This is a genomic window from Blastococcus sp. PRF04-17 (assembly GCF_023016265.1).
Classification (GTDB): Bacteria; Actinomycetota; Actinomycetes; order Mycobacteriales; family Geodermatophilaceae; genus Blastococcus_B.
The window spans coordinates 3,328,651-3,341,434 of the sequence record NZ_CP095412.1 but is presented as its reverse complement, the minus strand read 5'-3'; the positions used below and the strand labels follow the sequence as shown (position 1 = coordinate 3,341,434).

Here is a 12,784-nt window from a genome sequence, read left to right as displayed (position 1 = left end):
CTCGCACGCTCGGGCCGGGCCCCTGACGCGGAGCCGTCAGCCGCGGTCGCGGCGGATCGTCGCCTTCCGGCCTTTGATCATCGTGGCCTTCAGCGCCCGCACGACCTCGTCGGCCGCGGATTCGGGCACCTCGACGAGGGCGAACCGCTGGTGGATCTCGATCGAGCCGATGTCACGTCCCTTGAGCTGCGTCTCCCCCGTGATGGCACCGACCAGGTCGCCGGGCCGGATGCCGGCGTCCCGGCCCGCGCCGACGAACAGCCGGGCCGCCGGACCGCCGGGAGCGCGCCGGGGCTTCGACGACTCGGCCCGGCCGGTGCTCCGCGAGTCGGGCCGCTTCCCCCGTCGGGGCGGAAGGACACCTGCGGGATCTCCTCGTCGTCGTCCGCCCCTCCACCGGCCTCGTGCGCGAGCTTCACCGCGGCGAGGGCGACCTCCACGAGGTCGAACTCGTCGGTGAGGGTCTCGACGACGACGCGGAAGCGGTCGAGCGCCTGGTCACTGCCGTCCTCGAGCAGGCTCTCCCGGAGCGCCGCCCGGGTGAGGTCGAGGCGGCGCGCGCGCAGGTCGGCGACCGTGGGCACCTTCTCCACGGCGATGGTGGCGCCGGCCACCTTCTCGATCGTCTTGAGCATCCGGTGCTCGCGGGGCTCGGCGAGGGTGATGGCCACGCCCTCGCGGCCGGCCCGGCCGACCCGGCCGATGCGGTGCACGTAGGACTCCGGCGCCGACGGGACGTCGTAGTTCACCACGTGGGTCAGCTGGTCGATGTCGAGGCCGCGGGCGGCGACGTCGGTGGCCACGAGCAGGTCGGCCGTGCCGCCGCGGAGCCGCCCCATCACGCGGTCGCGCTGCTCCTGGCTCATGCCGCCGTGCAGCGCCTCGGCGCGGTACCCGCGGCCGTTGAGCGTCTCGGTGAGGGAGTCGACCTCCTCCCGCGTGCGGCAGAAGACGATCGCGGCCGTGGGCGCCTCGACGTCCAGGATGCGGCCGAGCGCGGCGGGCTTCGCGGCCCTCGGGACGACGTAGGCGGTCTGCCGCACCAATGGCGACTCCCCCGCAGCGGCCTTCTCGCGGGCGATGGCGATGCGGACCGGGTCGGTGAGGTGCCGACGGGCCAGGGAGTCCAGCCGGCGCGGCATCGTCGCGGAGAAGAGCACGGTCTGCCGGGTCTCCGGGGTCTCGCCGAGGATCGCCTCGAGGTCCTCGGCGAAGCCCATGTCCAGCATCTCGTCGGCCTCGTCGAGGACGACGGTCTGCACGGTGGTCAGGTCGAGCGCGCCCCGCTGGACCAGGTCGAGGGCGCGGCCGGGGGTGGCGACGACGACGTCCACGCCGTTCTCGAGCGAGCGCAGCTGGCGACCGATCGGTGCACCGCCGTAGACGGGCAGGACCCGCGCACCGAGATCGCGGCCGTACTTGTGCAGCGCCTCCGACACCTGGACGGCGAGCTCCCGGGTGGGGACGAGCACCAGGCCCAGCGGTGCCCTGCCGCGCCGCTCCACCGGGAGACGCTGCAACAGGGGCAGGGAGAAGGCGGCCGTCTTGCCGGTGCCGGTGGCCGCCTGGCCGAGCAGGTCGCGCCCCTCGCGCAGCGGGGGATCGCCTGCTGCTGGATGGGGGTGGGCTCCTCGTAGCCGAGGGCGGAGAGCGCGGCCAGCAGCTCGGCGCGCAGGCCCAGCTGCTCGAAGGTGACGTCGTCCTGCTGCTCGCTCATCGGGGTCATCGTTCCCTGGGCGCGGCGGTCCCACTCGGCCGGGGGCGTGACAAGCTCCCCTCATGAGTGACGAACTCTGCTTCCGGCCGGCGACGGAGCTGGCCGCGATGCTGGGCGCCCGGGCCATCTCGGCGCGGGAGCTCCTGGATGCGCACCTCGAGCGGATCGATCGGCTCGACCCCGACGTCAACGCGATCGTGACGCTGGACGCCGACGGCGCACGCGCGGCCGCCGATGCCGCCGATGCCGCGCTCGCGGCCGGCGAGCTCGTGGGCCCGCTGCACGGCCTGCCGGTCGCGCACAAGGACACCCATGCCACCGGCGGCATGCGCACCACCTGGGGCTCCCCCTGCACGCGGACACCGTGCCGGTGCGCGACGAGCTGGTCGTGGCCCGGCTCCGCGCCGCGGGCGCGGTCCGGGTGGGCAAGACGAACGTGCCGGAGTTCGCGGCCGGGTCGCACACGTTCAACCCGCTGTTCGGTGCGACGCACAACCCCTACCGGCACGGCCTGTCGGCCGGCGGCTCGTCGGGTGGGGCGGCGGCCGCGCTGGCGGCGGGGTTCGTCCCGCTGGCCGAGGGCAGCGACATGGGCGGCTCGTTGCGCAACCCGGCGGCGTTCTGCAACGTGGTCGGGCTGCGCCCGACGCCGGGCCGGGTGCCGACCTGGCCGTCCCCGATGGCCTGGTCGCAGCTGTCGGTGCAGGGGCCGATGGGGCGGACCGTCGCCGACGTGGCGCTGCAGCTCTCGGCGATCGCCGGCCCCGACCCCCGGGTGCCGATCTCGCTCGGCGACGACCCGGCGCTCTTCGCCGGGCCCCTGGCCGACCGGCTCGACGGCCTGCGGGTGGCGTGGGCCCCCGACCTGGGCGGTCAGGTGACCGTCGACCCGGCGGTCACGTCGGTCCTGGAGTCGTCGGTGGGCGTCTTCGAGTCACTGGGCGCCGACGTCGAGGAGGCCTGCCCGAAGCTGGACGGCGCCGACGAGGTGTTCGGCACGCTCCGGGCGTGGCTGTTCGACGCCAACTACTCCGAGCTGGCCCGCCGGAACCCGGACAAGGTCAAGGAGTCGATCCGCTGGAACGCCAAGATGGGCGCGAAGCTGACCGGTTCCGACCTCGCCCGCGCCGAGCAGCTGCACACGACGCTGTACGAGCGGATGATCGCCTTCTTCGAGCGCTTCGACGTGCTGCTCGCACCGACGACGCAGGTGCTGCCGTTCCCGGTGGAGATCGAGTACCCGACCGAGATCGCCGGCGTCCACCAGGAGAACTACCTGGAGTGGATGCGGTCGTGCACGCTCGTCTCGGCGACCGGCTCCCCCGCCCTGTCGGTGCCCGGCGGGTTCACGCCGGACGGGCTGCCGGTCGGGCTGCAGATCATCGGCCCGGCGCGCGCCGACCTCCGGGTGCTCCAGGTCGGGCACGCCTTCGAGCAGGCGACCCGCTTCGGCGAGCGCCGTCCCTCCCTCTGAACGCCTCTAGGCTTCTCTAGCGGATGCGCTAGACGACGCAACAAGCGCCCATATTCGCCTGCGGGCGGTCATCGCCGGACTGATGGCCGCCCTCTGACGCATGAGGGCGCCGGCGAGATCGGCCGCATGCCGGTGTCCGCGCCCCTGGATACCGGTCCTGTGCGGATCTCGACGTCAGCGCAGGCGAACGACCGTCGCCGGACGCCCGTTCTTCGGCCACCTTGCCGCGAGGCGCCCAGACCGGCTCGCCGGTGTCGGCGAATCGGACGAGGGACCGCTCTCCCCACCACGACCTCCAGGTCACCCTGTGTCGGCGGGCGTTGGGTCGCCGATCGCCTGGGCGTCAGCGCACGCACGCAACTCGGCGAGAGACGCTTCGTCGGTTCTTGGAGTGTTGGGCGATCGGATGAGCCGACAGCGCGGATCTCGCGATCCGCATCGGCGTCACTCCTCCGGGCGGGGGAGGCGGCGGGCCTGGCGGCGCTTGCGCAGACCGCGCAGCGTCCGGACCGCCACCAGCAGCTCGGCGAGCTCCTGGCGGTCCCCGGCCGAGATGTCGGCCAGCTGCGCCGCGGCCCGCGCCTGCGTGGCATCCCAGGCCTCGACCCAGGCCTCGACGAGCTTCTCGGGCGGATCGGTGTCCGACGTGCGGAGGCTCAGCACGTCCTCGGTGAGCGAGGACTGCTCCATCGCCAGGTCGTCGCGCAGGGAGGCGCGCGCCATCGACGGCCAGCGCCGGTCACGCGGCAGCGCGATCACCTGCTCGCGCAGCGGCACGAGCCCGAGCCGCTCCGCCAGGCACTGCATCACACGCCCGGCCAGCTGGACCGGCGCGCCGGTCCGCTCGGCGACCACCGCGAGGTCCAGGGCTGCCGGCAGCAGCGGCGCGGCGGCCGCCTCCGCAGCCAGCTCGGCCGGGACCCCCGCCTCCCGGAGCCGCGCCGCACGCTCCGCGTACGCCTCGGCCTCACCACCCAGCACCCAGTCGTGCAGCCCCGCGCGCACGGCGGCCACGGGCGCGGCGAACCGGTCCCTCACGTCGGCGATCGGCGGCGCCTGCTGCTCCGCCAGCTCCGGCAGCCGCAGGATCCACCGGGCGCCCCGCTCGGCAAGCCGCGTCGCCTCGGTGCGCAGCTCCACCTGCGTCGCCGCGGACACCACGTTGTCCAGCGGCCGGACGGCGTCCCACAGCCGGTCGACGTCGAAGACGGCACGGGCGACGGCGTGCGCCAGCACGACCCGCGCCAGCGGTGCCCCGGTCTCCTGCGCCAGCCGGAACAAGCCCGTGACCCCGGCGGTGTTCACCGCCCGGTTGGTCAGGACGGTCGCGATGATCTCCCGCCGGAGGGGGTGGCCGGTGAGCGCCGTGGGGAACCGCTCGCGCAGCGGAGCCGGGAAGTAGTCGACCAGCAGGCCCTCGAGCGCCGGGTCGTCGGGCAGGGGCGACCGCAGCACCTCGGTCTCGGTCTGGAGCTTCGCGTACGCCAGCAGCACCGACAGCTCCGGGCTGGTGAGCGCGTGGCCGTCGCGGCGCCGCTCGGCCAGCTGCCGGTCGTCGGGCAGCGCCTCGACGCTGCGCACCAGCCGGCCGGACCGCTCCAGGCTGCGGATGAAGCGCTCGTGCGCGTCGAGCAGGCTGCGCGCCGACGTCGTCTCGACCGCCAGGGTCGCGTTCTGCGCGTGGTTGTTCGTGAGGACGGCGGCGGCCACCTCGTCGGTCATCTCGCCCAGCAGAGCCGCGCGATCGGCGGCCTGCAGTTCACCGGCCGCGACCACGCCGTTGAGGGCGATCTTGATGTTGACCTCGTGGTCGGAGGTGTCGACGCCGGCCGAGTTGTCGATGGCGTCGGTGTTGACCCGCCCGCCGGTGAGCGCGTACTCGATCCGGCCGCGCTGGGTCAGCCCGAGGTTGCCGCCCTCCCCGACGACGCGGACGCGCAGCTGCTGGCCGTCCACCCGGACCGCGTCGTTGGCCTTGTCGCCCACGTCGAGTGCGCTCTCGCCCGACGCCTTGACGTACGTGCCGATGCCGCCGTTGAACAGCAGGTCCACCGGGGCCAGCAGGATCGCGCGGATCAGCTCCACCGGCGAGAGGGTGTCGACGTCCTCGGCCAGACCGAGGGCCGCGCGCATCGGCCTGGACACCGGGACCGACTTGGCCGTGCGAGGCCACACCCCGCCACCGGCACTGATCCGCGACCGGTTGTAGTCGGCCCACGAGGAGCGCTGCAGCCCGAACAGCCGCTTGCGCTCGGCGTAGGACGACGCCGCGTCGGGCGTGGGGTCGACGAAGACGTGCCGGTGGTCGAAGGCAGCGACCAGCCGGATGTGCCGCGACAGCAGCATGCCGTTGCCGAACACGTCGCCGGACATGTCGCCGATGCCGACGACGGTGAAGTCCTGGGTCGCGACGTCGACGTCGAGCTCCCGGAAGTGACGGGTCACCGACTCCCAGGCACCGCGGGCGGTGATGCCCATCGCCTTGTGGTCGTAGCCGACCGAGCCGCCGGAGGCGAAGGCGTCGCCCAGCCAGAACCCGCGCTCGATGGCCACGGAGTTGGCCAGGTCGGAGAACGTCGCCGTCCCCTTGTCCGCGGCGACCACCAGGTAGGTGTCGTCGCCGTCGTGGCGCACCACGTTCTCCGGTGGCACGACCGTGCCGTCCACCAGGTTGTCGGTGAGCGACAGCAGGGCACCGATGAACAGCTTGTAGCAGGCCTGCCCCTCGGCCATGAACGCGTCGCGCGACTCCGGCGGGTTCTTGACCACGAAGCCGCCCTTGGCGCCGGTCGGCACGATGACCGTGTTCTTGACCATCTGCGCCTTGACCAGGCCGAGCACCTCGGTGCGGAGGTCCTCGCGGCGGTCGGACCAGCGCAGCCCGCCGCGGGCGACCGCGCCGAAGCGGAGGTGGACGCCCATGACGCGGGGCGAGCTGACCCAGACCTCGCGGGCCGGGCGCGGCTCGGGCAGGTCGGGCACGCTGGTCGGATCGATCTTGAGGGCCAGTGGTCCGCCGGCGTAGTAGGTGGTCCGCTGGGTGGCGGTGACCGCGGCCAGCAGCGAGGTGAGCACCCGGTCGGCGTCGAGGGACTCCACCTCGCCGATCGACTTCCGCAGCGACTCGACGATGTCGGCCTGCCGGGTCTCGCGGCCCCGGGTCCGGCCGGGGGAGAAGCGGGCCTCGAACAGCGCCACGAGGCGGGCGACGACGACGGGGTGCGCGGCGAGCGTCTCCTCGACGTAGCGCTGGCCGAACGGCAACCCGGCCTGGCGCAGCCACTGCACGTACGCGCGGATGACCGTCACCTGGCGCCAGTTCAGCCCGGCGAGCATGACCAGGGCACCGAGCCCGTCGTCCTCGGCTTCCCCCCGCCAGACCGCGCCGACGGCCTCGGTGAACCGCTCGGGCAGCGACCGCAGCAACGGCAGCTCGACCTGGGGCACCGCGACGCCGAAGTCGTAGATCCAGGTGGGTGGCGCGCCGATGCGGTCGATCTCGTACGGGCGCTCGTCGACGACGTCGACGCCCATGTTCTGGAGCACCGGCAGCACCTCGGAGAGCAGCAGCCGCTGCCCGACCCGGTAGATGACCAGCCGCCGATCCCCGGGGGCGGCGCCCTTCGGCGTCCAGAGCCGCAGCGACAGCTGGCCCTCGCTCAGGCCCTCCAGCCTGGCCAGGTCGTCGACGGCCTGCTCGGCCGAGAAGTCGTTCTGGTACGCGGGCGGGAACGCGTCGGCGACCTGGGCGAGCAGGCGCTCGGCGTCGGCGCCGTGGCGGGCCTGCAGTGCGTCGGCGAGATCGTCGGTCCAGCTGCGTGCGGCGGCGGCGAGCTCGGCCTGCAGTGACTCGACGTCCACGGCCGCCGGCTTGGCGGAGCCGCGCTTGCCCACCGGCACCCGGACGACGAAGTGCAGCCGGGCCAGCACCGATTCCGTCGACCGCGCGGTGTACTCGATGCTCGTGCCGCCGAGCCGGGACAGGAGCAGCTCCTGCATGGCCAGCCGCACCTCGGTCGTGTACCGGTCGCGCGGCAGGTAGACCAGCGCCGACCAGAACCGGCCGGTGGGGTCCTGCCGCAGGAAGAGCCGCGTCTGCCGGCGCTCCTGCAGGTGCAGCACGGCGAGCGCGACCGGGAGCAGCTCGTCGGCACCGACCTGCAGCAACTCGTCCCGCGGATAGGTCTCCAGGACGTCGAGCAGCTCCTTGCCGGTGTGGCTGTCGGCCGGCACCGCGGAGCGGGCGATCACCTCGGCGACCCGGCGGCGCACCAACGGGACGTCCACGACGCTGCTCGTGTATGCCGCCGACGGGAAGAGCCCCACGAAGCGCAGCTGGCGGGCCGCAGCTCCGGCGTCCGACGGCAGGTTCACCGCGACGAGGTCCAGCCAGGCCCGGCGGTGGACGGTGGAGCGGGCGTCGGCCTTGGTGACGGCGATCAGGTGCTGCTGCGGCGATCGCGATGCCTCCGGCATGGCATCGAGGTCGCTCATGTCGGCGTCGCTGCGCAGGACGCCGAGGCCGGTGCCGTGCACGGGCTTGGCGGTCAGCTTGCCGCGGGAGGGGACGAGGTCGACCTCGCGCGCGCCGAGGAGGACGAAGTTGCCGTCGGCCAGCCAGCGCAGCAGCGCGGCGGCCTCGGCGGGGTCGTCGGCCGGGTCGCCGTCGGGGCTGGGGGAGGGTGTGCCCAGGGCCTCGAGCCGGCCGGCGAGCTCGAGCACCCGTGCCCGCAGGCGCTCGGCGTCCTCGTCGACCGCCCGGACGTCGTCCAGCACGGTGCGCAGCCCGTTGACGAGGTCGGCGCCGGCCTCGTCGTCCAGCGTCCCGTCGAGGACGACGGCCATCCACGACTCGGTGACCGCGTCGGATCCGCAGCCGACGGCCAGCGAGCTGTCGCAGAAGGCCTTGATCCTCCCGCGCAGGTCGCGGCGGACCACGACGACCGGGTGCACGATGTGCGCCAGGGTCAGCCCCTGGCGCACGACCTCGGCGGTGACCGAGTCGACGAGGTAGGGCATGTCGTCGGTGACCAGGCGCACGACCGCACGCCCGTCCGGCAGCCGCTGCACGTCGACGGTCGCCGACCCCGGCGGGCGCACCTCGGCCAGCCGCAGGTGGCCGATGGCGAGGCCGGCCAGCTCCCCCGGGTCGTGGCCGAGGACCTCGGCGGCGGGCTCGCTCCAGTAGTAGCGCTGCAGCAGCGCCGGCAGGTCGTCCGGTGCGCAGCCGGCGGGCAGCCGGTCCTTGGCGGTCAGTTCCTCCCGTGCGGCCCCGGCGGCCCGGTCGAGCAACTGGCGCTTCTCGTCACGGGCGGCTTCGAGTGCGGCGAGCTCCGTCAGGGTTCCTGACGAGCGGCCGCCGTCCGGTCCGCGCACCGGGATCGCCGGGGCAACGGTGGTGCTGGCCATATCGAGCCACGCTACTGCGATCGGTGGTGCGCGTCACGACGACGCGACGGGAGGCGATCAGCGGTCGAGGAGCTGGTCGGCGACCCACCCGACGACGGCCAGGATGAGCCCGCCGAGGATCGCCGTCCCGAAGCCGTCGACCGTCAGGCGGTCGGTCAGCAGTGCGGTGAGACCCAGCAGCGCCGCGTTGATCACGATCAGGAACAGACCCAGTGTGAGCAGCACGAACGGTAGGGACAGCACCCGCAGGACGGGGCCGACGAAGGCGTTCACCACGCCGAAGATCAGGCCGATCCAGAGGTAGGTGCCGTAGACCCCCAGCGGACCGTCCGGGTTCTCCTCGACGTTCAGGCCCGGCAGGACGTCGTACTTCGTGAGGAAGAAGAACGCCGCGGCGAGGATGACGACCTTGATCGCGAACTTGATCACGGGACGACGCTAGCGGTGCGTGATCACCCGATGGGGGATGTCGGCCCGTCTGTCGCCGTCTAGCCCGAGCCCTAGACAGGCGCAGACGACACAATCCGTGGGTGACCTCCGCCGACGTGCAGGTCCACCTCCGGCCGCCGGCATGGGCCCGGGGGTGGGTCGCGGTGTTCCCCATCCTGTTCGCCGGCATGTTCCTGTTCGTCATCCGGCCGGACGGGAGCCAGTGGCTGTTCGCGGTGGTCGTGTTCGTCTTCTCGCCCGTCCTCGCCTGGCGCCTGTTCCGGCTGGCCGCGATCGGCACGGGCGACGGTCGGCTCGTCGTCCGCAACCACTGGCGCGACCGCACGCTGCACCGCGACGAGGTCGCGGAGGTCGGCGTCACGAAGGTCACCGCCGCCGGCAACCGCTCGGTCGGCCTGCGGCTGCGCGACGGGTCGATGGTGCGGCTCGACGTGACCGAGACGCCGTTCGGCGGGCGCCGGCTGCAGCGCCAGGAGGCGGCGGTGCGGGACTGGGTCGCCGGCCGGCCCCAACCGTTCCTCTAGTCACTCACGACACGCGCTAGCGCGTTCTACCGATCTCTACGCCAGGATCTAGACGACGCCATACGGTGCTCGACATGGACCCCGTGCGGAACCCGTACGCGCCCGGAGCCGGCCAGCGCCCGCCCGAGCTGGCCGGGCGTGACTCCGAGCTGTCCGCGTTCGACGTCGTCCTCGAGCGGATCGCGCACGGCCGGCCGGAGCGGTCGCTGGTACTCACCGGCCTGCGCGGCGTCGGCAAGACCGTCCTCCTGAACCAGCTCCGCTCCGCGGCCATCTCGCGCGGATGGGGGACCGGCAAGATCGAGGCGCGACCCGAGCAGTCGCTGCGGCGGCCGGTGTCGTCGGCACTGCACATGGCGCTGCGCGAACTCGGCCCGCGACACGGCGACCAGGAGTCGATGGACGAGGTCCTCGGCGTGGTGAAGGCCTTCGCCCAACGGGTGCAGGCCACGGATGCCAGGGTGCGCGACCGCTGGCAGCCGGGCATCGACGTCCCCGCGGCCACCGGCCGGGCCGACTCCGGCGACATGGAGATCGACCTGGTCGAGCTGCTCAGCGACGCCGCCGGCGTCGCCGCCGACATCGGCAGCGGCATCGCCCTGTTCATCGACGAGATGCAGGACGTCCAGCCCGACGACGTCTCGGCGATCTGCGCCGCCTGCCACGAGCTCTCCCAGCAGGGCGCGCCGTTGATCGTCGTCGGCGCCGGCCTGCCGCACCTGCCCGCGGTCCTGTCGGCCTCGAAGAGCTACTCCGAGCGGCTCTTCCGCTACCTGCGCATCGACCGGCTGGAGCGCGAGGCCGCCGACCGGGCGCTCATCGCACCCGCTGAGCGGGAGGGCGTGAGCTTCGAACCGGAGGCGCTGGACGCGCTGTACGAGGCCGCCGACGGCTATCCCTACTTCGTGCAGGCCTACGGCAAGGTCACCTGGGATCTCGCCGCCGCCTCCCCCATCACCGCGGACGACGTGGCGATGGCCGCCCCCGTCGCCGAGGCCGAGCTCGCGGTCGGCTTCTTCGGCTCCCGCTACGACCGCGCCACCCCCGCGGAGCGCGAGTACATGCACGCCATGGCCGAGCTCGGCGGCCCCAACGGCGCGGCGGTGGCCACCTCGGAGGTCGCCGTCTCGCTCGGCCGCAAGCCCGCGTCCCTCTCCCCTGCCCGCGACTCGCTCATCAAGAAGGGCCTCGTCTACTCCGCCGAGCGCGGCCAGATCGCCTTCACGGTGCCGCACTTCGGCCGGTACCTGCTGCGCCACCCCGACTGAGCGGTGCGCCGCTCGACGGCGACGTCGCGGACCAGGGTCTCGGCCTCCGGGGTCGTGCCTCGATCGTCCGCGGGGGACGGCGTGTCGATCGCGGCGCTCAGCGTCTGCTTGGCAGCCGTCGGCGGCATCGCGACAATCCCCGTGAGCGGCTCCAGGGGCGGGGCCACATTCCCGAGCGGGCCCGCGGCAACGGCGGCCGGACGTGGAGGCACCGCATGCAGGACGGCGCCGCCGCGCCCGGCCCGGAACTCCTGGCCGCAGGTTCGGGACACCGCCCAGGACCCGTCACCGATCGCTTCCTCGAGACCATGCCGGCCGCCTTCTGCTTCCTCGACCGGGACTGGTGCATCGGCTACGTCAACGTCGAGGCCGAGCGGCTCATCGGCAGGGACCGCGACGAGCTGCTGGGGCGGCTGGTCTGGAGCGCGGTCCCTCAGTTGTCCGACAGCCCCTTCGAGGCCTCGTTCCGATCGGCGGTGGCGACCGGGCATCCACTCACGTTCGAGGCGGCCGCCCCCGACGGGAGCGGGGGCTGGCTCGAGGTCCGTGCGTGGCCCGGACCGGACGGCCTGGCCGTGTACGCCCTCGACGTCACCGACCGTCGGACCGCCGAGCAGGCCGCCCGCCGGGCGGTGGCCCGAACCGCGCTCCTGGCTCGGCTGAGCGCCGAGCTCTTCGGGCAGCGCGACGCCGGAGCCGCGCTGGGACGCCTGGCCCAGTTGGTGGTCCCCGTCCTGACGGACGGCTGCATCGTGACGGTCGTCGACCGTGAGGGGCGGGCGCGCGACATCGGTTCCTGGCACGTCGATCCGGCGCGCCGGCCGCTGATGGAGCGCTACGCGCAGATCCGGCTGGACTCGCTGCCGGCCTCCTCCCCCGTCGCGCAGGCCCTCTACGCCGGCACCGCGGTGACCGAGTCCGTTGCGGCGGTCCTCGACCTCATGCCCGCCGGCCCGGCACGCGACCTGCTCGAGGCCCTCGACCCCGAGTCCGCGGTCGTCCTGCCCCTCACCGACGAGGAGCGGACCGTCGGCGTGCTCACGCTGTACCTGGACCGGGGACGCGCGGTGACCGAGGAGGACATCGACACCGCCCGGCAGGTCGCCGCCGAGGCGGCGCGGGCGATCACCCGGGTCCACGTGCAGAGCCAGCAGGCCCAGCTCGCCGAGGCGCTCCAGCGCAGCCTGCTGACCGAGCCGCCGGCCATCGCCGGGACCGCGGTCGTCGCCCGGTACGTGCCCGCCGCGGAGGCCGCCAGGGTCGGCGGGGACTGGTACGACGCATTCCTGCAGCGCGACGGCGATCCGGTGGTCGTCATCGGCGACGTCGTCGGGCACGACACCGCCGCGGCCGCGGCCATGGGCCAGCTGCGGGGGCTGCTGCGCGGCATCGCCCACCACAGCGGGGCCGGGCCGGCTGACGTCCTGCGGGGGCTGGACGAGGCGATCGCGCAGATGCACACCGACACGATGGCCACCGCCGCGGTCGCCCGGCTGGAGCGCGCTTCCGGCGCGGTGGGGCCGGGCGGTGCCTGGGACCGGCTTCGCTGGGCCAACGCCGCCACCCGCCCCCGGTGGTGGTCGAGCCGGACGGCACGGTCGCCGTGCTCGGCGGACCGGTCGGCGACCTGATGCTGGGCGTGGACCCTGCGGCCGAGCGCGCCGAGTCGGTCTTCCCGCTGCTGCCGGGCTCGACCGTCCTGCTGTTCACCGACGGCCTGGTCGAGCGGCGGGACAGCACCTACGACGACGGCATCGCCCGCTTGACCGGTCAGCTGCCCGCGCTGGCGTCCCGCCCGCTGGACGAGCTGTGCGACGTGGTGCTCACGGCGATGTTGCCGACCACCCCCCAGGACGACGTCGCCCTGGTCGCCGTCCGGCTGCTGACCCGGTAGGGGCAGGAAGCGGCCGGACTCACGGTTGACAGCCCGCATCCCTGGGAA

Annotated in this window: 7 protein-coding genes and 2 pseudogenes; 5 read left to right on the top strand and 4 right to left on the bottom strand. The window is 73.8% G+C overall.

The features are described 5' to 3' along the window. Positions 1-36: 36 nt before the first annotated feature. The gene (locus MVA48_RS16850; protein ID WP_246989271.1) at positions 37-204 is read right to left on the bottom strand and encodes a DbpA RNA binding domain-containing protein; all 168 of its coding nucleotides are present in this window, start codon (positions 202-204) and stop codon (positions 37-39) included. Between the two features lie 257 nt (positions 205-461). After that, a pseudogene (locus MVA48_RS16845) lies at positions 462-1,781 on the bottom strand (DEAD/DEAH box helicase); the annotation flags it as partial. Here MVA48_RS16845 and MVA48_RS16835 point away from each other — a divergent pair. After that, a pseudogene (locus MVA48_RS16835) lies at positions 1,780-3,191 on the top strand (amidase). The pseudogenes MVA48_RS16845 and MVA48_RS16835 overlap by 2 nt on opposite strands. Positions 3,192-3,635: 444 nt before the next feature. On the opposite strand, the gene MVA48_RS16830 reads toward MVA48_RS16835, so the two are convergent. Both MVA48_RS16830 and MVA48_RS16825 read right to left on the bottom strand, forming a co-directional pair. Continuing rightward, complete coding sequence (locus MVA48_RS16830; RefSeq protein ID WP_246981873.1) at positions 3,636-8,600, bottom strand: NAD-glutamate dehydrogenase; 4,965 nt, start codon at positions 8,598-8,600, stop codon at positions 3,636-3,638. Between the two features lie 57 nt (positions 8,601-8,657). Continuing rightward, entirely contained in the window at positions 8,658-9,029 is a 372-nt protein-coding gene (locus tag MVA48_RS16825; protein WP_246981872.1) for a phage holin family protein, read from the bottom strand. A gap of 101 nt (positions 9,030-9,130) precedes the next feature. Between MVA48_RS16825 and MVA48_RS16820 the strand changes: the two genes are divergently transcribed. The 4 genes from MVA48_RS16820 to MVA48_RS23570 all read left to right on the top strand — a co-directional run bounded on the left by MVA48_RS16820 (position 9,131) and on the right by MVA48_RS23570 (position 12,736). Beyond that, positions 9,131-9,574 carry a hypothetical protein gene (locus MVA48_RS16820; RefSeq protein ID WP_246981871.1) on the top strand — a complete coding sequence of 148 codons (444 nt, stop codon included), beginning with the start codon at positions 9,131-9,133 and terminating at the stop codon, positions 9,572-9,574. A gap of 74 nt (positions 9,575-9,648) precedes the next feature. Next, positions 9,649-10,842, top strand: a complete 1,194-nt coding sequence (locus MVA48_RS16815; protein ID WP_246981870.1) for an ATP-binding protein — start codon at positions 9,649-9,651, stop codon at positions 10,840-10,842. A gap of 215 nt (positions 10,843-11,057) precedes the next feature. After that, positions 11,058-12,473, top strand: a complete 1,416-nt coding sequence (locus MVA48_RS16810; protein WP_256461083.1) for a SpoIIE family protein phosphatase — start codon at positions 11,058-11,060, stop codon at positions 12,471-12,473. After that, on the top strand, positions 12,416-12,736 hold the full coding sequence (locus MVA48_RS23570) for a SpoIIE family protein phosphatase (RefSeq protein ID WP_256461082.1): 321 nt from the start codon (positions 12,416-12,418) through the stop codon (positions 12,734-12,736). The genes MVA48_RS16810 and MVA48_RS23570 overlap by 58 nt, the downstream gene beginning before the upstream one ends. The last annotated feature ends 48 nt before the right edge of the window (positions 12,737-12,784 follow it).

What these genes read in the sequence shown, in the direction of transcription:
- MVA48_RS16830 (WP_246981873.1), bottom strand. Translation starts at nt 8,600, where the DNA reads ATGGCCAGCACCACCGTTGCCCCGGCGATCCCGGTGCGCGGACCGGAC.
- MVA48_RS16815 (WP_246981870.1), top strand. Translation starts at nt 9,649, where the DNA reads ATGGACCCCGTGCGGAACCCGTACGCGCCCGGAGCCGGCCAGCGCCCG.
- MVA48_RS16810 (WP_256461083.1), top strand. Translation starts at nt 11,058, where the DNA reads ATGCAGGACGGCGCCGCCGCGCCCGGCCCGGAACTCCTGGCCGCAGGT.